Source organism: Micromonospora sp. bgisy143 (assembly GCF_057708145.1).
In genome coordinates, this window is sequence record NZ_JBYIRN010000020.1 from 17,469 (window position 1) to 40,265 (window position 22,797).

Genomic DNA, 22,797 nt, shown 5'->3' on the forward strand with positions numbered 1-22,797 from the left:
GTACGCACGGTGCGTGGGACAGGGCGGCCGGAGTCGCGCGCGCGGTGTCGCCGCCACGGACACGGTAATCATCCGACCAATTGCGGTCCAGTGCGGATGCGGGCCGTACCGGCTCAGTGCCGCAGCGGCGCGACGTCGTTCGGGGACGCGACGGCGTCGACGAGCAGGGCTTCGACCCCGGCCGGCACGGCGGTAACCGGGTGCTCGGCCGCCGCCAGCAGACGCTTGCCGGCCCGCTCGGGGCGGACGTTCGGGCTGTCGGCGGTCGGGGTGGCCGGGCGGTGTTCGGCGGCCGCGATCGCCGCCTCGTCCACCCGGATGCCGAGGCCCGGCGCCTCGCCCAGGACGAACGCGCCGTCCTCGACGTGCAGGTCGAGGCCGATGCCGGCCGGCGGTCGCAGATCCTGCAACTCGCTGACCAGATGGTTCGGCACCGAGGTCGCGGCGTGCAGGAGCCCGACCGGAATGTTGCCGATCGGGCTGACCGGCAGGTCGTGCGCGTGTGCCAGGGCCGCGACCCGCAGGAAGTGGGTGACCCCCCAGACGGCGGCCGTCTGGACGATGTCGACCGCGCCGGCCGCGATCAGCGGACGGTACTGCTCCAGCCCGGTGAGGTTCTCGCCGGTGGCGATCGAGGCCCGTACGCCCCGACCCACCGCGGCCAGGCCCTCGGCGTCCCAGCGGCGGACCGGCTCCTCGATCCAGATCAGATCGAGGGTACGTTCCAGCTCGGCCACGTGCCGGACGGCCTGCTTGCGTGACCACGCCTCGTTGACGTCGAGCATCAGGCCCGGCCGTCGGCCGTGTCCGGCCTCGGTCAGCACCTCCCGGACCAGGCCCAGCCGATGCCGGTCCCGCTCGATGTCGAGGCCGCCCTTGAGTTTGGCGGCCCGCAGGCCGTACCCGGCGTAGACCTCGTACTCGGCAACCAACTCGTCGTCGGTCAGCCCGATGTCGAGGCCCGACGCGTACGCCTGGACGCGGCGGTCCCGTCCGCCGAGCAGCCGCCACAGCGGCTCACCGGCCAACTGCGCCTTGATGTCCCAGAGGGCGGTGTCCAGCGCGCCGATCGTCCCGAACACCAGGCCGGCGTGGCCGGCCTTGAACGTCTGCCGCAGCATCCGGTCGTACAGGGTGGACACCGCGCGGGGATCTTCCCCTTCGATGGCCGGGAAGATCGCGTCGATCTCCACGTGCGGCCCCAGGCCGACGCCGCTGATCCCCTCGTCGGTCTCGACGATGGTGATCGGCACCGTGGTGACGCCGTCGGGATACACCCCGTTGGCGTCGCCGACGGGTCGGCCCCACTCCTGGACCGTCGTCAGGGTTCGATACCCGGTGATGCGCATGTCAGCCTTTCGTGGAACCAGCGGCGACGCCGTCGGCGATCTGGCGCTGAAGGAACAGGTAGACCGCCAGCACGGGGATCGCCGCGATGAGCACCCCGGAGGCGAAGGTGGGGATGTCCTCCGAGTACTGCCCGCGTAGCGAGGTCACCCCGACCATCAGGGTCCGATGGTCGGCCGACGGCATCAGCAGCAGCGAGATGAGCACGTCGTTCCAGCAGAACAGCGTGTCGAGGATGCCGACGGACAGCAGCGCGGGGGCGCCCAGCGGCAACATGATCCGCCGGTAGACGCCGTACACGGTGTTGCCGTCGATCCGGGCCGCGTCGACGATTTCCGCCGGGATGGTCCGGTAGTAGCTGGTCATCAGGAAGACCGTGAAGGGCAGGAACTGCGCGACGTACGCCAGGATCAGCCCCGGGTACGTGTCGACCAGCCCGCTGTCGGCCATGACCCGGGCCAGCGGCACCATGATCACCTGGAACGGGATGAAGAGCGCCGCGAGGCAGCCGATGAACAGCGCCGTCGAGCCGCGGAAGCGCAGTTGGCTCAGCGCGAAGCCGGCCATCGACCCGAACAGCAGCAGCAGGAACACCGAGCAGCCGACGACGATGACCGAGTTGACGGTGTACCGGCCCATGCCGACGCTGGTCCACGCCGTGGTGATGTTCTCGAAGCGCAGCGAGTCCGCCAGCGTGAAGCGGTCGAGGATGTACTCCCGGCGGGTCTTCATGGCCACATTGGCCGTGAACAGCAGGGGGTAGATCGTCGCCAGCGCGAGCAGCCCCATCGGGATCACGAGCAACCATCTACCGAGTCGGACGCGGGGCATCAGTCCTCCCTTCCCGCGCGTCGGAGCAGCTTGAGCTGCACCAACCCGACGACGAGCATGATGACGAACAGGACGGTGGACGCCGCCGACGCGAGCGCCGGGCGGTTCATCCGGCCCTGCTGGATCCAGATGTAGTACTCGGGCAGGTAGGTCGAGCCCTCCGGACCACCGCTGGTCATGACGTAGAGCAGGCCGAACATCGAGGTGAGCATCCCGATCATCGTGGTCACGAAGACGAACTGGATGGTGCGGGTCAGGCTGGGGATGATCACGTGCCAGATCACCTGGGCCAGTGACGCGCCGTCCACCCGCGCGGCGTCCAGCAGGGCGGCGTCCAGGGTCGCGAAGCCGGCGAGGAAGACGACCAGGGCCATCCCGAAGGTCGCCCAGACGTGGACGCCCACGACCGCGAACATGGCGACGTCGGGATCACCGAGCCAGTCCACGGGCCCGATGCCGACGGTGGACAGGACAACGTTGACAGGACCGTCGAACGAGAGCAGCAGGTTGAAGATCGCGCCGACGATGACCGGGGACAGCACCGCCGGGAAGAAGTAGACGCTGCGGTAGAACCGGTGCCCGGGCACGCGCAGGTAGATGAACGTGGCGAGCAGACCCGGGATGGCCACCGCCACCGGCAGGAGCAGCACCAGCAGCCCCACGTTGCGCAGCGCCTGCCGGAACAGCGGGTCGTGGAGCAGGTCCAGGTAGTTGTCGAAGCCGACCATCGCCCCGTCCCGGTCGCCGTCGCCGGTGAACGAGAAGTTGACGCCCAGCGCCAGCGGGTACAGCCGCAGCAGCACGAGGATCAGGACGGCCGGGGCGACCAGCACGAAGGGCGCCAACTGTTCGGCGCGACGGCCCCCGGCGGCGCGCCGGGAGACGGCGCGGTCGCGCGGCGGCGGCGTGGAGGGCGGGACCCCGCCGGCCCGCCCGGCCGAAGCCGAGCGGACCGACGGGAGCGAGTTGCCGATCGTCACGGAGATCAGCCCGCCGTGTCCGAGGCGGCCATCTGCTTCACGACCTCGTCCACGCTGATCGAGCCGCTGAGCAACTGCTGCGAGAGGCGACCCATCAGGTCGAGCGACTTCGAGGAGAGCGCCACGTGCACCGCCGGCTTGCCGGCCTTGAGCGCGCCGACGATCGTGGTGACCGACGGGCCACCCGCGGACACGTCGACGGTGGTGTCCGCGGTGATCGCGCCCGCGTTGGCGTAGAACGCCTTCAGCGCTTCGGTGGAGGTCAGCGAGCGCACCAGGTCGGCGGCGACCTTCGGGTCCTTGGTCCACTTGGCGACCGCGTACCCGATGCCACCGTCGTACGGCAGGCTGGGGGTCACGCCGCTGGTCACCGTGGGGGCCATCATCACGCCGAGCTTCTCGGGCGTGATGAACTCGTTGAAGTCCTTCCAGTGCCCGATGTCGGACATCAGGCCGATCATGTGGGCGGCCTTGCCGGACTGGAAGACGGCGAACGCGTCGTTGAACATGGCGGTGGAGTTGGCCCCGTCGTTGTTCAGCTTCGCGGTGCCGGTCTCCTTCCACAGCTCGAAGAGCCGCTTGACGTTCGGCGAGTTCCAGTCGCGCTTGCCGGCGATCCAGTTGTCGTACTCCTGCGGGGTCAGGACGCCCGACGCCATGGCCGACAGGAAGAACTGGATGCCGTAGCCCTCCTTGTTGCCCAGGGCGAAGCACTTGGCGCCGGTCTGCTTGGTGATGACACCGCAGTTGGCGACGAACTCCTGCCACGTCGTGGCGGGCTTCGCCGGGTCGAGGCCGGCCTTCTCGTAGAGCGCCTTGTTGTAGTAGATCGGGTGACCCTGGAGCGTCACCGGTGCGGCGTAGGTCTTGCCGCCCTTGGCGAACGCCTCCCAGCCGGCCAGCCGTTGGCGGTCCTCGCCCACGTACTCGTCAAGCGGCTGGAGCGAGTCCACCCGGTCGCGGATCTGGCCGCCACCGTTGAACAGGATGACGTCCGGTCCCTTGCCCGACTGGATGGCCGCGCCCAGCAGCGTGTAGTACTCGTCGTAGGGCTGCGCCACGAACTCGACCTGGACGTCCTTGTGCTTCTTGGCGAAGTCGGCCTTGGCCTTCTCCACGTACTGGGCGGAGCTGGCCTCGCCGGACTTCCAGTCCCAGACGACCAGCTTCTTGTCCGAGCCTCCGGACGATGAACCCGAACCTGTCGCGCTTCCACAACCTGTCAGCGCCAGCCCTGCAACGAGGACCGCGGACCAGACTGCTCGTTGCTTCATCGTTGCTCACCTTCATATGGGGAGTGGCCTGGGAACGGCCGTCGATGCAAGATTGACGAGAACGTAACTCGTATGACGTCTGACGTCAACGGTTGCCCGTACACTGGGGCGGACTCGTGGGCCCGCTCCCGCGGCTACGCGGAGGTGAACGTGACGACATCGAACCGGTCGGCCCTCAACGGCTCGGCGACCCCGACCTGGACGCGTCGCCCGACGAATCTGGCTCAGGCGATCACCGCCGAACTGGTGACCCGCATCGTTCAGGGAGCACACCCCTCGGGTACGCCACTGCCCCCCGAGCCGGTGCTCTGCGAGACCTTCTCGGTGAGCCGGACCGTCATCCGGGAGGCGGTGAAGATCCTCCAGGAGAAGGGGCTCGTGCAGGTCCGCCAGGGCAGCGGAACGCTCGTCACCCCACCCTCGTCGTGGGACATGCTCGACGAACTCGTCCTCGCGGCGACCATCGCCGAGGACGACACCCTGGCGATCCTGGACGACCTGGTGGTCACCCGCCGCGTGTTGGAGTCCGACATGGCCAACGTGGCCGCCCGCCTCGCCGATGAGGGCACGATCGACCGGCTACGGGCGCTGGTGGACCGGATGGATGAGTTGGTCGACGACCACGTCACCTACCAGGAGCACGACCGCGCCTTCCACGACACGGTCATGCAGGCGTCCGGGAACCGCATCGCCCGGGGCGTCGTCCGGTCCCTGGAGAGTCAGGTCGTCAACACCGCGCGCTACATGGGCCAGCCCGAACGGGCCATGTGCGTGGCGTCGAACCAGGGGCACCGGCGCATCTACGAGCGCATCGCCGCCCACGACCCCGACGGCGCGGCCCAGGCGATGTTCACGCACATCACCGAGGCGTGGCTGGTACGTCGCAGCGGACCGGGAAGCCCGACTCGACTGCAGCGCTGACCAGCCTTTCCACCGCTGCGTACGACCCTGCGCCGACCCGCCGGTGACGGCGGCGTGAAATCCAGGTCCGTCCATCGCTTGAGAATGTTAGCGATAACAGACTACCCTCGGGCCGCAGAGGCGAAGGGCACGCTTCACCGCTCCATCCGATCCAGCGAGGTCGATGGAGCAGTGCATGACCAACGCCCACTGGTGGGTGACCGGGCCTCCCGCAGGGACGTTGACCACCGCCGTCGACGTACGGCGGGCCGCCGCACGCGGGAGCCACGGGTGGACACGCGAGCGCCTCCCGCCGTGCTCGCGGCAAACGCCGCAGCCCCACCCCGAACGACCCGCGACGACACCCGCGACACGCCGCCAGCGCACGCGGCGGGCCGCCCCGCCCGTCGTGACCCACCCTGGAGGTACCGATGCGCCCCACCCCGCCACCGCGGACCACGAGCCGGCTCCGGCGCGGCCTCGCCTGGCTCGCGAGCCTGCTGCTCGTCTCGACGCTGATGCCGGCCACGGCCGCCCGCGCGGACAACCCCATCGTCCAGCACATCTACACGGCCGACCCGGCGCCGCTGGTCCACAACGGACGGGTCTACCTCTACACCGGCCACGACGAGGACGGCTCCACGTACTTCACCATGAAGGACTGGCGGGTCTGGTCGTCGGCCGACATGGTCAACTGGACCGACCACGGCTCGCCGCTGAGCGTCGCCACCTTCAGCTGGGCGAGCGCCAACGCGTGGGCAGGCCAGGTCGTGGCCCGCAACGGCAAGTTCTACTGGTACGTGCCGGTCACCGCCCGGGCCACCAACTCGATGGCCATCGGCGTCGCGGTCGCCGACAGCCCCACCGGACCGTTCCGGGACGCCATCGGCCGTCCCCTGGTGGGCAACGGCGAGATCGACCCCACGGTCTTCATCGACGATGACGGCCAGGCGTACCTGTACTGGGGCAACCCGAACCTGTGGTACGTCCGGCTGAACGCGGACATGATCTCCTACAGCGGCAGCGCCACCAAGATCCCGCTCACCACCGCCGGGTTCGGCACCCGGGCGGGCAACGCGAGCCGGCCCACCCTCTACGAGGAGGGCCCGTGGGTCTACAAGCGCAACGGCATCTACTACAACGTGTTCGCGGCGGAGTGCTGCTCCGAGTTCATCGGATACTCGACCGCCACCGGCCCGACCGGCCCGTGGACCTACCGTGGCACGGTCATGCCCCGCCAGGGAGCGAGCTTCACCAACCACCCCGGAGTCATCGACTTCAACGGCGGCTCGTACTTCTTCTACCACAACGGGGCGCTACCGGGGGGTGGTGGTTACACCCGCTCGGTGGCCGTGGAGAAGTTCACCTACAACACCAACGGCACCATCCCGACGATCAACATGACCACGACGGGTGCGCCGCAGATCGGCACGCTCAACCCGTACGTGCGGCAGGAGGCCGAGACCATCGCCTGGGGCTCCGGCATCGAGACCGAGGCCGCCAGCGAGGGCGGGATGAACGTCGGGTGGATCGAGAACGGGGACTACGTCAAGGTCAAGGGCGTCGGCTTCGGTACGGGCGCGACGTCCTTCTCCGCCCGGGTCGCGTCGGCGACGTCCGGCGGCACCATCGAACTGCGCCTCGGCGGTCCCACCGGCACCCGGGTGGGCAGCTGCGCGGTACCCGGCACCGGCGGCTGGCAGACCTGGCAGACCGTCTCCTGCCCGGTCTCCGGCGCCACCGGCACCCAGGACCTGTACCTGCGGTTCACCGGCGGCAGCGGCACCCTGTTCAACATCAACTGGTGGCAGTTCCAGGCCAACGGCACGACGCCCACCCCGACTCCGACCCCGACGCCGAGCCCGCCCGTGGACGCGACGCCCACGCCCACTCCGACGCCCACGACCACTCCCACGCCAACGCCGACGAGCCCGGCCGGGACATCCTGCGCGGTCACCAACACGGTGGTGAACACCTGGCAGGGCGGCTTCGAGGGGCGGCTGACGGTCACCAACTCCGGGTCGGCCGCGCTCAACGGCTGGCGGGTCACCTGGACGCTCGCCGGCGGCCAGACGGTGTCCCAGGTCTGGAACGGCACCCTCACCCAGTCGGGTAGTCAGGTGACCGTCGCGAACGCCGGCTACAACGGCCAGCTCGCGCCGGGCGCGTCGACCACCGCCGGCTACCTCAGTTCCATCACCTCGTCCAGTCCGCCCACCACGACCCCCACCTGCACCCCCGCCTGACCCCTCCCACGTCCCCCGTTCCCCACCCCCAAGAACACCCCCACCCCATCCCCACACCCCGTCCGCCGCCGACGTCGATCATGAAGTTAATGCCCCCGAAACGCCGATAGGGGTGCAACAACTTCATGATCGACGGGGCGGGGCGGGGGTGGGGTGGGGGTTCTAGAAGTCGTCGTCGAAGGCGACCGTGCCGGTCACCCCGACCTGGTACGCGGACACCCGCCGTTCGAAGAAGTTGGACAGCTCCTGCACGTCCTGCAACTCCATGAAGGCGAACGGGTTGGCCGACCCGTAGTGCGGCGCGATCCCGAGCTGCGCGAGACGGCGATCGGCGACGTGCTGGAGGTACTGGCGCATGTCCGCCAGGGTGAGCCCGGGCACCCCCTGACCCACCAGGTCCTCGGCGAACTGGACCTCACACTCGACCGCCTCGGTGAGCATCCGGCGGACCTGGTCGGCCAGGTCGTCGTCGAACAGGTCGGGCTCCTCGGCGCGTACGGTGTCGACCACGTCGAACGCGAACGCCATGTGCATCGACTCGTCGCGGAACACCCAGTTGGTCCCGGAGGCCAGCCCGTGCAGCAGGCCCCGCGAGCGCAGGAAATAGACGTACGCGAACGCGCCGTAGAAGAACAGCCCCTCGATGCAGGCGGCGAAGCAGATCAGGTTGAGCAGGAACGCCCGCCGGTCCTCGCGGGTACGCAGCTCCCGCAGGTCGTGCAGGGAGTCGATCCACCGGAAGCAGAAGTCGGCCTTGCGACGGATCGAGGGGATGTTCTCGATGGCGGCGAAGGCCGCGAACCGCTCGCTCTCGTCCGGCACGTACGTGTCGAGCAGGTTGAGGTAGAACTGGACGTGCACGGCCTCCTCGAACAGCTGCCGGGACAGGTAGAGCCGACCTTCCGGGCTGTTGACGTGCTGGTACAGGTTGAGCACCAGGTTGTTGGCGACGATCGTGTCGCCGGTGGCGAAGAACGCGACGAGGCGGCTGACCAGGTGCCGCTCGGCCGGCGACAGCCGGTCCAGGTCGGCCAGGTCGGCGTGCAGGTCGACCTCCTCCACCGTCCAGGTGTTGCGGATGGCGTCCCGGAACCGGTCGAAGAAGTGCGGGTAGCGCATCGGACGGAGAGTCAGGTCCATCCCGGGGTCGAGCAGCATGTGCGTGGTCCTCGCGTCGGTGGTGCGGTCGGTCGTGGTGGTGTCGGCGACGGTCACTGGCACGCCTCGCAGGACTCGGGGTTCTCCAGCGAGCAGGCCAGCGCCTCGGCGTCGACGGCGACGGCGACGCGAGCGAGGGGCGTCACCGCGCTGACGGTGGCCTGCTGGATCCGGGTGGCCGGCCGGGACCGCAGGTAGTACGTGGTCTTCAGCCCGGACTTCCAGGCGTACAGGTACATCGAGGAGAGCTTGCCGATGGTGGGCGACGCCAGGAACAGGTTCAGCGACTGGGACTGGTCGATGAACGGCGCGCGGGCGGCGGCCAGGTCGATCAGCGCCCGCTGCGGCAGCTCCCACGCGGTGCGGAACAACTCCCGCACGTCGGCCGGCAGCTCCGCGATGGACTGCACCGAACCGTCGGCCCGCTTGATCGCCGAACGGATCTGCTCGGTCCACCGGCCGCGGGCCTTCAACTCGCGCACGAGAGCGGTGTTGACCTGGAGGAACTCCCCCGACAGCGTCTCGCGCTTGAACAGGTTGGAGACTTGCGGCTCGACGCACTCGTAGCAGCCGGCGATCGAGGCGATCGTCGCGGTGGGCGCGACCGCCACCAGCAGCGAGTTGCGCAGCCCGTACTCCCGCACCTGCTGGCGCAGCGCGTCCCAGCGCGCGGTCTGCGTACCCTCGACTCCCCACAGGTCCGGTTGCAGGTCCCCCCGCGCGGCCCGGGTCTGCGCGAACGCCGGGTGCGCGCCGAACCGGCGGGCCAGGTCGGCGGAGGTTTCCAGCGCGGTCAGGTACAGCTCCTCGCTGATCCGCGTGGACAGATCCCGGGCGGCCGGCGCGTCGAACGGCAACCGCAACGCGAAGAACACGTCCTGCAGCCCCATCAGCCCGAGCCCGACCGGCCGCCAGCGGGGATTGCTCGCCGCCGCCTGCGGGGTCGGGTAGTAGTTGATGTCGATGACCCGGTCGAGGAACGTCACCGCCGTCCGGACGGTGGCACGCAACCGTTCCCAGTCGATGCCGTCGTCGGTCAGGTGGGCGGCGACGTTCACCGAACCGAGGTTGCAGACGGCGGTCTCGTCGTCGCTGGACACCTCGATGATCTCAGTGCAGAGGTTGGAGAGGTGCACCACGTTGCCCGGCTCGGCGGTCTGGTTGCACAGCCGGTTGGATGCGTCCTTGAAGGTCATCCAGCCGTTGCCGGTCTGCGCGAGGGTCCGCATCATCTTCCCGTACAGCTCGCGGGCCGGGACCTGCCGCACGTAGCGGCCCTGCGCCTCGGCGGCCCGGTACGCCGCGTCGAACCGCTCTCCCCACAGGTCCGGCAGTTCGGGCACCTCGTTCGGGTCGAACAGCGACCACATCTCGTCCGCCTCGACCCGGCGCATGAACTCGTCCGGGATCCAGTTGGCCAGGTTGAGGTTGTGGGTACGCCGGGCGTCCTCACCGGTGTTGTCCCGTAGCTGGAGGAACTCCTCGATGTCCGGGTGCCACGGCTCCAGGTACACGCAGGCCGCGCCCTTGCGCCGGCCGCCCTGGTTGACCGCCGCGACGCTGGCGTCCAGTGTGCGCAGCCACGGCACGATGCCGTTGGACTGCCCGTTCGTGCCACGGATCAGCGCGCCCCGGGACCGGACCCGGGAGTACGCGATGCCGATGCCACCGGCGAACTTGGACAGGCTGGCGACCTGGGCGTAGCGCGCGTAGATCGAGTCCAACTCGTCGCGCGGCGAGTCCACGAGGTAGCACGAGGACATCTGGGTGTGTCGGGTGCCGGAGTTGAACAGCGTCGGCGAGCTGGGGAGATAGGCGAGGCTGGACATCAGCCGGTAGAAGTCGATTGCCTCGTCCGGGGTGCGGGACAGGCCGCAGGCCACCCGCAGCAGCCAGTACTGCGGGGTCTCCAGCACCTGGCGGCTCGTCGGGTGGCGCAGCAGGTACCGGTCGTAGACCGTGCGCAGGCCGAAGTACTCGAAACGGCGGTCGCCGTCGGCGTCCACGGCGTCGTCGAGCACCCGGGCGTGCGCGGCGACGAACGCGGCGGTGTCGTCGCCGATCAGGCCCTGGGCATGACCGGTCCGGATCGCCGCGCTGAACGACGCAATGTCCTGCCGGCGTACCTCCCGGTCCACCGCACTGGCGAGCAGCCGGGCGGCGAGGCGCGAGTACTGCGGCTCCACGCCGATCAGCTCGGCTGCGGTCTGGATGGTCAACCAGGACAGCTCGGCCGTCGTCGCGCCGTCGTACAGGCCGCTGATCGTACGGGTCGCCACCCGCATCGGGTCGACGTCGGGCAGGTCGTCGGCCCACCGCTCGACCGTCCGCACGATCCGGTGCACGTCCACGGCCTCGGTACCGCCGTCGCGGGTACGGACCCGCACGGGAACCGAGCGCGGGGCTTCGCCGTTGACCGGGACCACCTCGGTGACTGTCACCACTTGCTCCTCGCGAGTTCGGGACCTCCAGGGCCCTCGGACACGAGGAGACCGACACCGTCGAACGCCACGCCCGTACGGCGTGGGTCGGCTGGCGTCGGCCGTCCCACGCGGCCTCGGACCACCGCGCGCCCGGGTTCGGGTACGCGGCGCGCTGGCAGGTCTTCGGACTCGCGGGCGCGTCCGGGCCTGCCCGGTCACCTACTGGCCGTCGCTTCCCAGGCCGGTGGCCCAGTGCCGATGACGGCTTTCGTTCCCACTCACCGCTGCGGGGCAGTCCCGGATTTCCACCGGGTTCCCTCTTGCCTCGGCCACTCCTGACGAGCGGCCGAACCAGCTGCGGTCGACACCATATATAGGGGCGGGCACGTTTGTCACACCCCACATGTCGGGCTCGGCGTGTCGCGCTCGACGGTGACGGCCGTCGTCGATCGGTCCATCGGGCGGCGTTGCCGCCGACCGCCGTCATCGGCTTGACCGACCAATCCGGCCCGGATACGGTCGACCCACTATCTGCGGCGACGCGAGGGAAGCCGGTGAGAATCCGGCGCGGTCGCGCCACTGTGAGCGGCCCCCAGCCCGGGGGTCGCGAGCCAGGACGCTCGCTCGTCCGCAGCCTTGCGATGGGGACGCGTCATCCCCGAGGAGGTTCGTCACGCATGTCCAGTTCCACGTCCAGCCAGCCGCTGGCGCACCCCGCTGTCCCGACCCGTCTGCTGTGGACGGTGCTGGCCACCGTCGCCGCGCTCGCCCTGCTGACCTACCTCGTCGCCTTCGACCAGGGGGCGGTCTCGCGCAGCGGGACGTACCTGCACGAGCTGATGCACGACGGCCGGCACCTGCTCGGTGTCCCGTGCCACTGACCGGCACCGCACCCACGTTCGTCACGGTCCTGCTGCGCGGGCTGCTCGCCGGCCTGGTGGCCGGCCTGCTCGCCGGGACGTTCGCCTACGTCGTCGGAGAGCCACACGTCGAGGCGGCCATCGCCATCGAGGAGGCGGCCACGCACGCCGAGCCCGCCGCCGACGGGCACCAGCACGGCGAGGACGCCGTGGTCGGTCGCAACGGGCAACGCGGCGGTCTGTTCCTGGCCACCGGCCTGTTCGGAGTCGCCATGGGCGGCCTGTTGGCCACCGCGTACGTCCTGCTCGCCCGTCGTCGGCGCACCGTCGACGACGGGCGGTCGGGACTGCTGCTGGCCGCCGGCGCGCTGCTCGGCGCGGTGATCGTGCCGTTCCTCAAGTACCCGCCGAATCCGCCGGCCGTCGGCGACCCGGCCACCATCGACCAGCGCACGGTCACCTACCTGCTGATGGTGGTGCTCGGCCTGGTCGCGGTCTGGTCCGGTTCGCTCGGCTACCGATCGGTGGGCGAGCACGCGCCGGTCTGGCTGCGGGCCAGTGCCGCGGTCGGTGGGTTCCTGCTGGTCACCGTCGTGTCGTACGTGGTGCTGCCGTCGTTCCAGGAGGTCCCCGGTGACTTCCCGGCGACGCTGCTGTGGAGCTTCCGGCTCGCCTCGCTCGGCACCCAGACCGTGCTGTGGACCGGAATCGGCCTGCTCTTCGCCGCCCTGATGCACCGGCGGCTGGCGGCCACCGGCGCACGACTGGCCGGGTGAGCGTCACCCGCCTACGGCTGGTTGCCCACGGTCACACCGCAGCCCTGCGGCAGACCCGGTTCGGCGGGAACGACAACCTGGACGAGGGCGGCCGGCGGGCCGCCCTCGCCCTCTCCCCCGCCGACACCGGCCGGCGGGCGGGCGACACCGTGGCATGCCTGTCCAGCCCTGCGGCGGCGGCCGTCGAGACCGCCGAGATCTTCGGCCTCGCGCCCACCGTCGAGGCGGCGCTGGCCGACTGCGATTACGGCGACTGGACCGGCCGGCCCCTCGCGGAGATCGCGGCGGAACGGCCCGACGCGCTGCGCGAGTGGCTGTCCGATCCGAACGCCGCGCCGCACGGTGGTGAGTCGATCGTCGCCGTGCGCCGACGCGTCGGTCGGTGGCTGGACGCGCAGCGCGGAGGCGGCCGACGGGTCACCGCCGTCACCCACCCGCTCGTGATCCGGGTCGCCATCGTGCACGCCCTGGATCTGCCGCTGGCGACGTACCGGCAATTCGACGTCGCGCCGCTGGCGGTCGTCCGGCTCACCGGCCACGGCCCACATTGGCAGCTCCGCCTGGACGCGTCGCCGGCATGGGCGAAGGGGTGACGAACCTTCACCACGGCCCCTGTCGAGCTGCCCCAGATGTGGGGTGGCGAGGTCGGCGCCCTCGATCGGGTGGACCCCCAACGGATGTCGGGCGGGCCGTGGAGCACGGCCCGCCCGACTGAGGTACTTCCGGCCTACTTCGTGCCGGTGACCGTGAACGATTGGGACACCGTCGCCTTCGAGCGGGCCCCGGACAGCGTCACACTGGTGACTCCGGGCTCCATCGAATCCGGAACGGCCACGGTCCCACCGGCGACGATGCCGTCACCGTTCGCGCGTACCGTGCCGACCCGACGACCGTCGCCGAGGCTCACCGTGATCGTCTCGTTCGGTGCGAAGCCGGCGCCGTCGACGGTGATCGCCGTGCCGCGCGGCGCGGTCGGCGTGGGCAACGACAGGCGCGGCTGGTAGGCCGGGTCCGCCGAACCCGCGCTCACCTGCACGGTCGCCGTCGCCGGCGTGCCCGACGACGCGCCGGTGGCGCGGACCGCGTACCGCCCCGGCGGCGTGTCCCCGGAGGTCGGGACGGTCGCGCGGACCGTGCCCGTCGCGGACGCCGAGACCGTCACCTCGCGGGTCGTGCCGGCCGCGAGGCCCACCGTCACCCGCTCGCCGGCGGTGAACCCGCTGCCGACGACCGTGACCGTGTCACCGGCGGTGACCGACTGGGTGCCGGACACCGCGAGGGTGGTGGCCGCCCCGGCCGACCGGACCGTCACGGTGAAGGTGGCGGTGCTGCTGGACAGCGTGTCCCACGCGGTGACGCGCACCGTATAGGTGCCCGCAGCGGCGTAGGTGTGCCGGCCGCTCAGCGCGCCGTCCGCGCCGACCGTGGCGTCCTCCGGAACGGTGCCGTCGCCCCACTGGACGCGGGCCCGGTAGCCGGTGGTGTCGGGGACACCGCCGGTCACCGATCCGAGGTTCGCCGTGAGGACCTGCCCGGCGTCGACGCTCTGATCGCCCGGAGCGCTGGCTACCAGCGCGGCGGCCGGAGTGCCGTCGTCGGCGACGGCGAACACGTGGATCCGGCCCACCGAGCGCGGATCGCCGGTCTGCGTCGGCAGGGTCACCGACACCAGCGTCCTGCCCGCCGGGATCTGGTACGGCGTGGTGGCGAACAGGAACGGCTGGGCGCCGTCACGGCTGGTGCCACTGAGCCGGTACGCGGACTTCGCCACCACGATGTTGCCGTACGACGGCGTGCCGTTGGCGTTGCCGCCCAGCGTCCAGTCACTGAACCGGATCGGAACGCTGGCGGTGCTACCGTCGCTGAAGGTCGCCGTGCCGGTGGTGTCCTGGTTGCCCTGCGTGCCGGCGCCGATGAACGAGATGCTGGTGGCGTCGGCCGGCAGGCGCAGGGCGATCGTCGCGCCGTTGCCGGTGGCGTTGTCCGGCTGCCCGGCCGGGACCTGCGGCAGGGTGAAGCCCAGCGCGGTGCCCGGCACCTGGTGCCGCTGCCCCTGGGTCACGCCGGCCGCCGCCAGCGCGGCCCGCGAGTACGCCCACGACTTCGCGTCGCAGTCCGCCGCGAGGGTGCCCTCGTCACCGACACACACGGTGTCGAACGCCGCGGTGAGGCTGGACTTCGCCGCGTACGCGACGTCGACGCCGACCGTCACCGAACCCTGACCGACGCCGTCGGTCACCGTGACGCTCGCCTGGTGGTACCCGGGCGTGGCGTAGGTGTGCTCGCCGCTGACCCGGTAGACCTCCCGGGAACTCAGCGTCAGCGTGCCTTCGGTGGCCGGTGAGCCGTCGCCCCAGTCGATCGTGGCGCGGTAGTCGTCGGCGACGCCACCGGTGACGGTGGCCAGGGCCAGCGTGACGGGCGCGCCGGAGCGGGCGTGCACGCCGTCGGTGGCGGTCACCGTGATGTCGCCGCCGCCCAGGTCGAGGTCGCCGCCGGCGAGCAGTTCGATCTCGGCCAGGTTCGGTTGCGCCGCGCCGACGGTCTTCGTCACGACCAGGCGGAACCGGGAGTACCGCCCGGGCTTGTCGATCCGGAACGGCCGGGTCTGGTTGCGCCAGCGGAACACCTCGTCCGCCCGCGAGTCCAGCGTGTTCCAGGTGAGGCCGTCGGAGGAACCCTGCAACCGCCAGTCGGCCGGGTCGCCCGCGGCCGCGCCGGAGGTGATGGTGTAGTAGGTCGGCTGCTGCCGGCCGCCACGGGTGGTCCAGCCGATCTGCGGCGTACCCGACGACGCGGTCAACTGGGTGGTGGACGAGTCGTCGAAGAGCGTCGACGCGTCCTGACCCGTACCGACGGTGGCGGTGCCCAGGCCCGGCCCGGTGACGTCCTGCAACGGCTGCGGTACGGCGTTGCCCTTGGTCAGCGACGGGGGCGCGGCGTCCGGACCGGTGCCCCACGAGGACGGGTTCGGTCCCATCTGGAAGTCGATCGTGCCGCCCTTGGCGAGCGCGGACACGTCGACGGAGACGGCGCGTTGCTTCTTGCCGTTGACCTTCACGCTCTGCACGTACACGTTGCGGTTGTCGTTGTTCGCGGCGTTGACCACGATGTCGCCGGTCGGGCGGTGCACGGTCATCCGGGTGAACTGCGGCGAGCCGATCGCCCAGTGGGTCGAGCCCGCCTGCAACGGGTAGATGCCCAGCGAGCTGAGCACGTACCAGGCTGACATCTCGCCGTTGTCCTCGTCACCCAGGTAGCCCTGGCCGATCTCGCTGCCCACGTAGAGACGCCGCAGGATCTCGCGCACGGCCGCCTGCGTCTTGGCGGGAGCGCCGGCGACGTCGTACAGGTACGGGATGTGGTGCGACGGCTGGTTGCTCATGCCGAGCTGCCCCATCCGCACCGCGCGGGCCTCGATCATCTCGTGGATGACGCCGCCGTAGCCGCCGGGGCGGTCGGCGTTCTCCGGCGTGGCGAAGAAGGTGTCGAGCTTGTCACGCAACGCCTGCTGCCCGCCGTACAGGTTGATCAGGCCCCGGGGGTCCTGCTGCGCGGTGAACGCGAAGTTCCAGCCGTTGGTCTCGGTGTACACCCCACCCCAGTCCAATGGGTCACCGGCGAGGAACGTGCCGGCCGCGTCGCGGCCCTGGAAGAGCTTCGTCTTCGAGTCGAAGAGATGGACGTAGTTGCGCGCCCGCTCCAGGAAGTAGCGGGACTCCTCCTTGAGCTGGTCGCGTCGGGACTTCGGCGTGGCCGGGTCCTTGGCCAGCGCGGCGGCCATGTTGCCGATGCCGTAGTCGTTGATGTAGCCCTCCAGCGCCCACGACACCGACTCGCCGGTGGAGGTCGGCGTGTAGCCGAGGAACAGCGACGTCTCGATGCCCTTGCGGCCGACCGCGCCGCGCCCGGAGGCGACCGTCGCGTCCTTGGCGGCCGCGTCGTACGCCGCGAGCGGGTCGGGCAGCTTGACCCCGGTGAGGTACGCCTGCGCCAGGGCCACGTTCGCGCTGGTGCCGGTCATCAGGTCGGCATAGCCGGGCGACGACCAGCGGGCGATCCAGCCACCGTCACGGTAGTGCTGGACGAACCCGTCCGCGATCCGCGCGGCGACGTCCGGGTAGAGCAGCGAGTACGCGGGCCACACCGTGCGGTAGGTGTCCCAGAACCCGTTGTTGACGTAGATCTGCCCGTCGACGATCTTCGCGCCGGTACGGGTGGCGGTCGACGTCCCGGTCGGCGCGGACACCGGGCTGGCGTACTGCCAGCGCGGGGCGGCGGCGGTGCCGGTGTTCTCCGACTGCGAGTTCGGGTAGAGGTTCAGCCGGTACAGGTTGGAGTACATGGTGACCAACTGCGTCTCGGTCGCGCCTCGCAGCTCGACCCGGCCGAGGCGGTCCTTCCAGGCGGCGGTGGCGGCGTCGCGGATCGCGTCGAAGCTCCGGCCGGTCACCTCCAGGTCGAGGTTGCGCCGGGCCTGGTCGACGGAGAGGAACGAGGTCGCGATCCGCATCGTGACCTGCCGGTTCGCGGCGACGTCGAAGGTCGCGGATGTCGCGGTCACCGCCGTCGGCGCCCGGTCGAACGTGCCGGACACGAACATCCGGCTCCGCCCGGCCGAGAGACCGCTTCCGTTGTCGACCCAGCCGGTGAACGTGCTGTCCGTCCCGATGGTGAAGGTGCCCTTGGCGAAGACGAGACTTCCGGTGGACGCTCCCGGTCCGAAGGTGAACCGCATGATGCCGGCGTGGTCGGTCGGCGTCATCTCGGCGACCAGGCCGTTCTGCAGCGCGACCCGGTAGAGGTCCGGCCGTGCGATCTCATCCTCGTGGCGGAAGGCCAGCGCCCGGCTGGCGGGTGACCCGGTGAGCGGCCCGTCGCCGGCCACCGGCATCACCGACATCTGGTTGCGGTCGCCCATCCACGGGCTGGGCTCGTGGGAGATCGCCAGGCCCTGCAGGGTGGGCAGGTTCGCGGCGTTGTTGGCGCGGTGGTAGTCGTACTCCCAGGAGTCCGAGGTCGCGTCGGTCACCGGGGTGAAGAAGTTGAACCCGTTGGGCACGGCGGTGATCGGCAGGTTGTTGCCGCGCGAGAACCCGCTCGTGGAGTTGGTGCCACGGCGGGTGTCGACGTAGTTCGTCAGCCGGGAGCCGTCGATCGCAGCCGGGCTCCCGGTCACCTCGACGTCGTCGAGCCACCCCTGGAACAGGGTCTCCTCGGTGGCCTGCGGGTCGTCGTACGCGAGCAGGATGCCGTCGATCGTCTTGCCGCGCGCGACGGCGCCGAGGTCGGCGCTGACCGCGTTCCACTGGTCGGCGAAGAGCGCCTTGGCCGCGCCCTGACCGGCCGGCGTCAGCGAATTGCCGTGCTGGTCGACGGCCGAGCGTCCACTGAGGTAGCTGCCGTCGGTGAAGCGCAGGTCGACCGAGGCGTAGGTGGACGGGTAGCTGGCGTCCTGGCCGGTGAACTCGGGGAAGATCCGGTACGACAGGCGGGTCTTCGGCCCGACCGGGATGTCGACGTCGAACAGCTTGTTCGTCGCGTACGAGCGGCCGCCGGTCTGCGCGCCACCGTGGTAACGCAGCGCGGCCAGCCCGGTGAAGCCGACGCCCGGCTTCGTCGTGTAGCCGCCGACCGGCCCGGGGCCGATCTCGGTGACCATGGGGGTGGCCGGCGGTCGGACGTCCGAGCCGTCGCTGATGTCCCAGCCGGCGAGCTGGGTGAGGGAGTCGCCGGAGTTCGCGGAGACCGCCAGCCGGTACCAGCCGTAGGCCGTCGTGTTGGTGACGCCGTACCTGTTGGTGGCGAACCGCTTGGCGAACCGCTGCTTCGTCTGGCGGTCCAGGTCGACCCAGGTGCTGCCGTCGGTGGACCCCTGCAGGGTGAAGTCGCGGGGGTCGCGGCCCGGCTCGTCGTCCGCCGAGGTCAGCGCGTACCGCTTGACGGCCGCGGGCTCCGCCAGTTGGTACGTCAGCCAGGCGGTCGGTTCGAACGCCAGCCACTTGGTCGACGGGTTCCCGTCGGTGAGGTTCGCCGCGATCTCGTTCGGCGGGTTCTGGGCGCTCGCCGTGGCGGCCTCGACCCGGCCGAGCAGGCTGCCGGGCAGGTTCGCGTTGCTCGACCCGCTGAGGTTGCCCTGCACGGGCCGGCCTGAGCGGTCGACCTCGACGGTGCTGGTGGCGGGCTGCGGGTCGGCCGATTCGAACGAGGAACGGAAGTCGCCCGGGGGTGGGGCGCTGGGCGCGGCGCCGGCCGGCGGCGCGGCGACGACCATCCCCAGGGGAAGCAGGACGGCGGTCGCCGCTACGGCTATCCGCAGGGAGACGGCGCGCGCACGGGGGAGATACGGCATGGGGGCGGACCTTTCGACTCGATGCGTTCGAGGACGTCGAGCGTCTGGGTGAAGGGGCGGTGGTAGTGGACGGTCAACCGGGTCTGACATCGTTGTCATCGGGCGTGCCTGACAAGCGAGGCAGATCAGATGGATGTCGGGCAGATGCTGCCGCGCAACCACGGCCATGTCAATGGGTTGATCGCCGCGAAACGCGAGCACGGCGTCCCGGGTGGACCCCCGGCCGCTCAGCGACCGCCCGCGGCCAGCTCGGCCACCATTCCCTCGCAGCTCCGCACGACCACCTCCGCGCCCCGCCGCTGGGTCAGCGGCAGCAGCGGATCCTCGGCCCGGTCCCGCCACCGCCACTGGGCGTCCACGGCGGCCTCCCAGAGCCGCTGCGCGGTCGCCTCGTGCTCGACACCGAGCCGGGCGGCCAGGGAGACGCCGTCGCCGCCGACCAGCCGCTGTGCCTCGGCGGCCAACTCGGCGTCGAACCCGAGACGGGCGTTGCGCAGGGCCACCAGCAGGCGTAACTCACGGAACTCGTGCGCGCCGGCCAGGATCTGCTCGATGGCTCCGACCAGTTCGTCGCTGCCCCGGACCGGCTCGGCCCGCACCAGGGACTCCACCGCGGCCAGCGCCGAGCGGGCCTTGAGCGCGTCGCGCCGGTCGACGAAACAGCGGGTCATCGACTCGCGCAGCTCGGTGAGCCCGCTGCGCCGGATCAGTTCGGCCGACATCGTCACCCGGGTGTCGAACCCGCCGCGCACCAGGGTCGTCGCCAGCCGGATACCGAAGAGGCCGAGCCGGTCCAGCAGGCCCGCGCGCACCTCGGGGTCGAGGCGTACCGGCAGGTCGCCACGGACGAAGCGGTCGGCGGAGAGCAGGTGGGGCTCCAACTCGGCGCGCGGTACCCCGGCCAGCGTCGCCAACGCGGCGAAGTCGGACTCGCTGAGCAGCCGACCCGCGAGGCCGACAGCTCCACTGCACGCCACCACGTTGACGGCCAACGCACCCACCCGGGGATCCCGGTGGTGCCGCCGGGCCAGCTGTCGGGCGGTGAGCAGCCCGTCGATCCGGCCACCGCCGACCTCGTCCGCCCGGGACAACACCATGATCACGTTGACCGGGGCGGCCTGCCCGACGGCACTGTCCCGACCGGACTCCAACACCCGCAGATCGCTGTCGCGGCCGTCGCGGGTCAGGAACAACACCGCGTCCGCGTCGGCCAGCACGCGATCCAGCACCGGGGCGTGCCCCTGCTCGTCGACCGTGCCGAGCGCCGGGGTGTCGATCAGCGTCACCTGCCGCAGCGCCCGGGTCGGCCAGCGCACCACGATGTCGCGTACCTCCCCGGCCCGCCAGCCGAGATCCACCCGCATGCCCGTCGCCGACTTGACCACCGCCAACTCCTGCGCGGGTTGCCCCACCGGATAGGCGGTGGCCCCGGGGGACGCGCCGTCCTCGTACCAGGTGAACGCGCCGTCGGCGCCCTCGACCGGCGCGACCTCCTCCCCCATCAGCGCGTTGAGCACCGTCGACTTGCCCGCACGCCACGGCCCGGCGACCGCGATCCGCAGCGGCTGCTCCAACCGTGCGATCTGGTGCCGCAACCGCCCGACCGCCCGCGCGTCGTGCTGGTAGACCTCCAGCGCCTGGTGCAACAGCCCCCAGGCCGCCTCGTCCAGCCGCACCCCGACCGTCATGCCCCGGGCTCCAGCAGCACCGGCGTCGACCGGGCGGCGGTGAGCTGCTGGGACTGCTCGTAGAGCGCGGCGAGGCGGGTCATCTTCGACCGGATCTCCCGCTGCCGCTGCTCGCGCAGGGCGACATCGGTGTCCGCCTCCTGCTTCGCGCTGCGGAACGACTGCACGATGGCCTCCTGCAACTCCTCGGTCAGACCCGTGAAGTGGTCCCGCAGCATGCGTTGCACCTGTCGGGCGGCGTCCCGGCAGTCCCGGACCATCCGGACGAAGAACTCGTCGACGTGCCGCTGGATGGCCGTCTTCACGGTCGCCTGCCGGCGGCGCAGCATCTGCTTGCTCTCGTCGCGGATGCTCTTGCCGCCGAACAGGGCGCCGATGCCGACCGAGACCGGGTTGATCATCGGCATCCCGGCCAGGGTGGTCGCGAGACCGAACATCAACATGCCGCCGTACGAGCCCTTCATGCCGGTGAACAGCTTCTGACCCGTCGTGAAGCGGTCGACCCGCGGCCGTTCCAGGTCCGGCAGCCGATCGCCGAGATCCTCCGGCATCGTCATCGACCAGGGCGGCAGCACGTCGTAGCCGTACCGGTTGAAGTGCGCGGCCACCCGGCGGGCGATCCAGTCACAGCGCTGGACCAGCCACTCGTGGTTGGCCTCCGCGGCCTCGGTGAGACTGCGCGACAACCACTCCTCGAAGGTGTCCCAGGCGACGAGCGGGTCGGCCTCGTCGAACGCCTCGTCCACCGCCCGCAGGATCTGACGGGTCCGGTCCCGCAGGTCGTACTCGATGTCGGAGAGCAGGTCGGCCATCTCGTCGGTGAGGGTGTTCTGCCAGCGCGTCGAGCAGCGACGCAGCTCGTCGACCTCCCGTTGGGCCGCGTGCAGCCGCGAGATCGGCCCGGACTGCTCCTCGGCCTCCTGGGTGGCCAACTCGGCGCGCAGCGGTGCGGCCAGTTGCTCCACCACCGTACGGGCCACCGCCTGCACCGACGCCCGCGCCAGGTGGTCGGCCTTGCCACTCAGATCCCGTTGCAGACGGGCGATCAACGCCGGAAAGCCGGACTCGGCGTTCAGACCACGGTCGTCGGCCGCCGCCGCGCGCAACCGCAGCGTCGCCGAGACCGGGATCAGCGGCGCCGGGACACCCGCCTCGGCGAGGTGCTGCCGGTTGCGCTCGGCGACCGTCCGCCAGTCCGCCACCAGGTCGGTCTTGCTCTGCACCACGACCACGTTCGGTTGCGAGCGCATGACGTGCAGCAGCATGTTCAGCTCGGCCACCGAGAGTTCCCTCGTGGAGTCGGAGACCAGCAGCACGGCGTCCGCGCGGGCGGAGGCGGCCACCTCCCCGGCCGCGCCGAGCGCGGCGACCTGGTCGGTGCCCGGAGTGTCCACCAGCACCAGTCCGGCGGCGAGCAGCGCGCGGGGCACGCCGACCTCGACGTACGCCGGACCGCCGCCCGGCCGACGCCCGACCGCGCCGGACACCCCGGCCGCGACCTGGTCGAGCGCCAGGGGGGTGCGTTCGGCGAGCGTCGCCGCCGGCGACCCCGCGGCCCGGCCGGCCGGCGGCGCCGGTGCCTGAACCATCGTGGCGCAGGCGGCCTCGGCGTGCCGCACCACGGTCGGCAGGACGGTGGTACGACCGTCACCGACCGGGCAGGCCGGCGCGTTGATGATCGCGTTGATGAGCTGACTCTTGCCCTGGTTCGGCTCGCCGACGACCAGCACCCGCAACGTGGGTTCGAGCAGTTGGGCACGCTTCTGCCGGACCGTCTGCAGCAGATCGCCGCGACCGTGTGTCGTGCACGTCCGGGCGATCTCGTCCAGTACGTCCAGCCAGATCCCCGCCATCACCGCACCAAGTGTGCGGATTTCGGCTCAATTAGCAAGAGGCACCGGACGGAAAACCCGGAGAGGCCGGGCCGCTCGGCGCGACCCGGCCTCCCGCTCCCGACGGGAA

At 70.9% G+C, this 22,797-nt stretch carries 14 protein-coding genes and 2 riboswitches; of the genes, 5 read left to right on the forward strand and 9 right to left on the reverse strand.

Annotated features, from left to right (window positions below):
• Positions 1–113: 113 nt before the first annotated feature.
• From AC3EN4_RS21955 to AC3EN4_RS21970, 4 genes are read right to left on the reverse strand one after another with little or no spacing between them, the layout of a single operon-like run.
• The gene (locus AC3EN4_RS21955) at positions 114–1,349 is read right to left on the reverse strand and encodes a mandelate racemase/muconate lactonizing enzyme family protein (RefSeq protein WP_435207595.1); all 1,236 of its coding nucleotides are present in this window, start codon (positions 1,347–1,349) and stop codon (positions 114–116) included.
• Between the two features lies 1 nt (position 1,350).
• Entirely contained in the window at positions 1,351–2,178 is an 828-nt protein-coding gene (locus tag AC3EN4_RS21960) for a carbohydrate ABC transporter permease (protein WP_435207596.1), read from the reverse strand.
• Positions 2,178–3,158 (reverse strand): carbohydrate ABC transporter permease, encoded by a 981-nt coding sequence (locus AC3EN4_RS21965; protein ID WP_422739783.1) that lies wholly within the window; start codon positions 3,156–3,158, stop codon positions 2,178–2,180. Before AC3EN4_RS21965 ends, AC3EN4_RS21960 begins: the two co-directional genes overlap by 1 nt.
• Before the next feature lie 5 nt (positions 3,159–3,163).
• Positions 3,164–4,432: an ABC transporter substrate-binding protein gene (locus AC3EN4_RS21970; protein WP_435207597.1), complete on the reverse strand. Its 1,269-nt coding sequence runs from the start codon at positions 4,430–4,432 to the stop codon at positions 3,164–3,166.
• A 150-nt stretch (positions 4,433–4,582) separates the two neighbouring features.
• Between AC3EN4_RS21970 and AC3EN4_RS21975 the strand changes: the two genes are divergently transcribed.
• Entirely contained in the window at positions 4,583–5,353 is a 771-nt protein-coding gene (locus AC3EN4_RS21975) for a FadR/GntR family transcriptional regulator (protein WP_435207598.1), read from the forward strand.
• 410 nt (positions 5,354–5,763) lie between these two features.
• The gene (locus tag AC3EN4_RS21980) at positions 5,764–7,578 is read left to right on the forward strand and encodes a family 43 glycosylhydrolase (protein WP_435207599.1); all 1,815 of its coding nucleotides are present in this window, start codon (positions 5,764–5,766) and stop codon (positions 7,576–7,578) included.
• Between the two features lie 162 nt (positions 7,579–7,740).
• Here AC3EN4_RS21980 and AC3EN4_RS21985 read toward each other — a convergent pair whose 3' ends face one another.
• Both AC3EN4_RS21985 and AC3EN4_RS21990 read right to left on the reverse strand, forming a co-directional pair.
• The gene (locus AC3EN4_RS21985; protein ID WP_422740679.1) at positions 7,741–8,736 is read right to left on the reverse strand and encodes a ribonucleotide-diphosphate reductase subunit beta; all 996 of its coding nucleotides are present in this window, start codon (positions 8,734–8,736) and stop codon (positions 7,741–7,743) included.
• Between the two features lie 53 nt (positions 8,737–8,789).
• Positions 8,790–11,177 carry a ribonucleoside-diphosphate reductase subunit alpha gene (locus AC3EN4_RS21990; RefSeq protein ID WP_435207600.1) on the reverse strand — a complete coding sequence of 796 codons (2,388 nt, stop codon included), beginning with the start codon at positions 11,175–11,177 and terminating at the stop codon, positions 8,790–8,792.
• Between the two features lie 139 nt (positions 11,178–11,316).
• Positions 11,317–11,530: riboswitch (cobalamin riboswitch) on the reverse strand.
• A 175-nt stretch (positions 11,531–11,705) separates the two neighbouring features.
• Positions 11,706–11,779: riboswitch (cobalamin riboswitch) on the forward strand.
• Positions 11,780–11,836: 57 nt separating this feature from the next.
• On the opposite strand from AC3EN4_RS21990, the gene AC3EN4_RS21995 reads away from it, so the two are divergent.
• The 3 genes from AC3EN4_RS21995 to AC3EN4_RS22005 are packed head-to-tail and all read left to right on the forward strand — an operon-like array spanning position 11,837 to position 13,388.
• Positions 11,837–12,040 (forward strand): CbtB domain-containing protein, encoded by a 204-nt coding sequence (locus AC3EN4_RS21995; RefSeq protein WP_422739778.1) that lies wholly within the window; start codon positions 11,837–11,839, stop codon positions 12,038–12,040.
• A complete protein-coding gene (locus tag AC3EN4_RS22000) occupies positions 12,031–12,795 on the forward strand; it encodes a CbtA family protein (protein ID WP_435207601.1) in 765 nt (254 codons plus the stop codon). The genes AC3EN4_RS21995 and AC3EN4_RS22000 overlap by 10 nt, the downstream gene beginning before the upstream one ends.
• Positions 12,792–13,388 carry a histidine phosphatase family protein gene (locus AC3EN4_RS22005; RefSeq protein ID WP_435207602.1) on the forward strand — a complete coding sequence of 199 codons (597 nt, stop codon included), beginning with the start codon at positions 12,792–12,794 and terminating at the stop codon, positions 13,386–13,388. Before AC3EN4_RS22000 ends, AC3EN4_RS22005 begins: the two co-directional genes overlap by 4 nt.
• 134 nt (positions 13,389–13,522) lie before the next feature.
• On the opposite strand, the gene AC3EN4_RS22010 is transcribed toward AC3EN4_RS22005, so the two are convergent.
• From AC3EN4_RS22010 to AC3EN4_RS22020, 3 genes are all read right to left on the reverse strand, one after another.
• A complete protein-coding gene (locus tag AC3EN4_RS22010) occupies positions 13,523–19,147 on the reverse strand; it encodes a GH92 family glycosyl hydrolase (RefSeq protein ID WP_435207603.1) in 5,625 nt (1,874 codons plus the stop codon).
• 227 nt (positions 19,148–19,374) lie between these two features.
• Entirely contained in the window at positions 19,375–20,835 is a 1,461-nt protein-coding gene (locus AC3EN4_RS22015; RefSeq protein WP_435207604.1) for a hypothetical protein, read from the reverse strand.
• The gene (locus AC3EN4_RS22020) at positions 20,832–22,688 is read right to left on the reverse strand and encodes a dynamin family protein (protein WP_435207605.1); all 1,857 of its coding nucleotides are present in this window, start codon (positions 22,686–22,688) and stop codon (positions 20,832–20,834) included. The genes AC3EN4_RS22015 and AC3EN4_RS22020 overlap by 4 nt, the downstream gene beginning before the upstream one ends.
• Positions 22,689–22,797: the final 109 nt, after the last annotated feature.

Coding starts and splice junctions, on each gene's coding strand:
- AC3EN4_RS21955 (WP_435207595.1), bottom strand. CDS start 1,349: ATGCGCATCACCGGGTATCGAACCCTGACGACGGTCCAGGAGTGGGGC.
- AC3EN4_RS21960 (WP_435207596.1), bottom strand. CDS start 2,178: ATGCCCCGCGTCCGACTCGGTAGATGGTTGCTCGTGATCCCGATGGGG.
- AC3EN4_RS21970 (WP_435207597.1), bottom strand. CDS start 4,432: ATGAAGCAACGAGCAGTCTGGTCCGCGGTCCTCGTTGCAGGGCTGGCG.
- AC3EN4_RS21980 (WP_435207599.1), top strand. CDS start 5,764: ATGCGCCCCACCCCGCCACCGCGGACCACGAGCCGGCTCCGGCGCGGC.
- AC3EN4_RS21985 (WP_422740679.1), bottom strand. CDS start 8,736: ATGCTGCTCGACCCCGGGATGGACCTGACTCTCCGTCCGATGCGCTAC.
- AC3EN4_RS21995 (WP_422739778.1), top strand. CDS start 11,837: ATGTCCAGTTCCACGTCCAGCCAGCCGCTGGCGCACCCCGCTGTCCCG.
- AC3EN4_RS22010 (WP_435207603.1), bottom strand. CDS start 19,147: ATGCCGTATCTCCCCCGTGCGCGCGCCGTCTCCCTGCGGATAGCCGTA.
- AC3EN4_RS22015 (WP_435207604.1), bottom strand. CDS start 20,835: ATGACGGTCGGGGTGCGGCTGGACGAGGCGGCCTGGGGGCTGTTGCAC.
- AC3EN4_RS22020 (WP_435207605.1), bottom strand. CDS start 22,688: ATGGCGGGGATCTGGCTGGACGTACTGGACGAGATCGCCCGGACGTGC.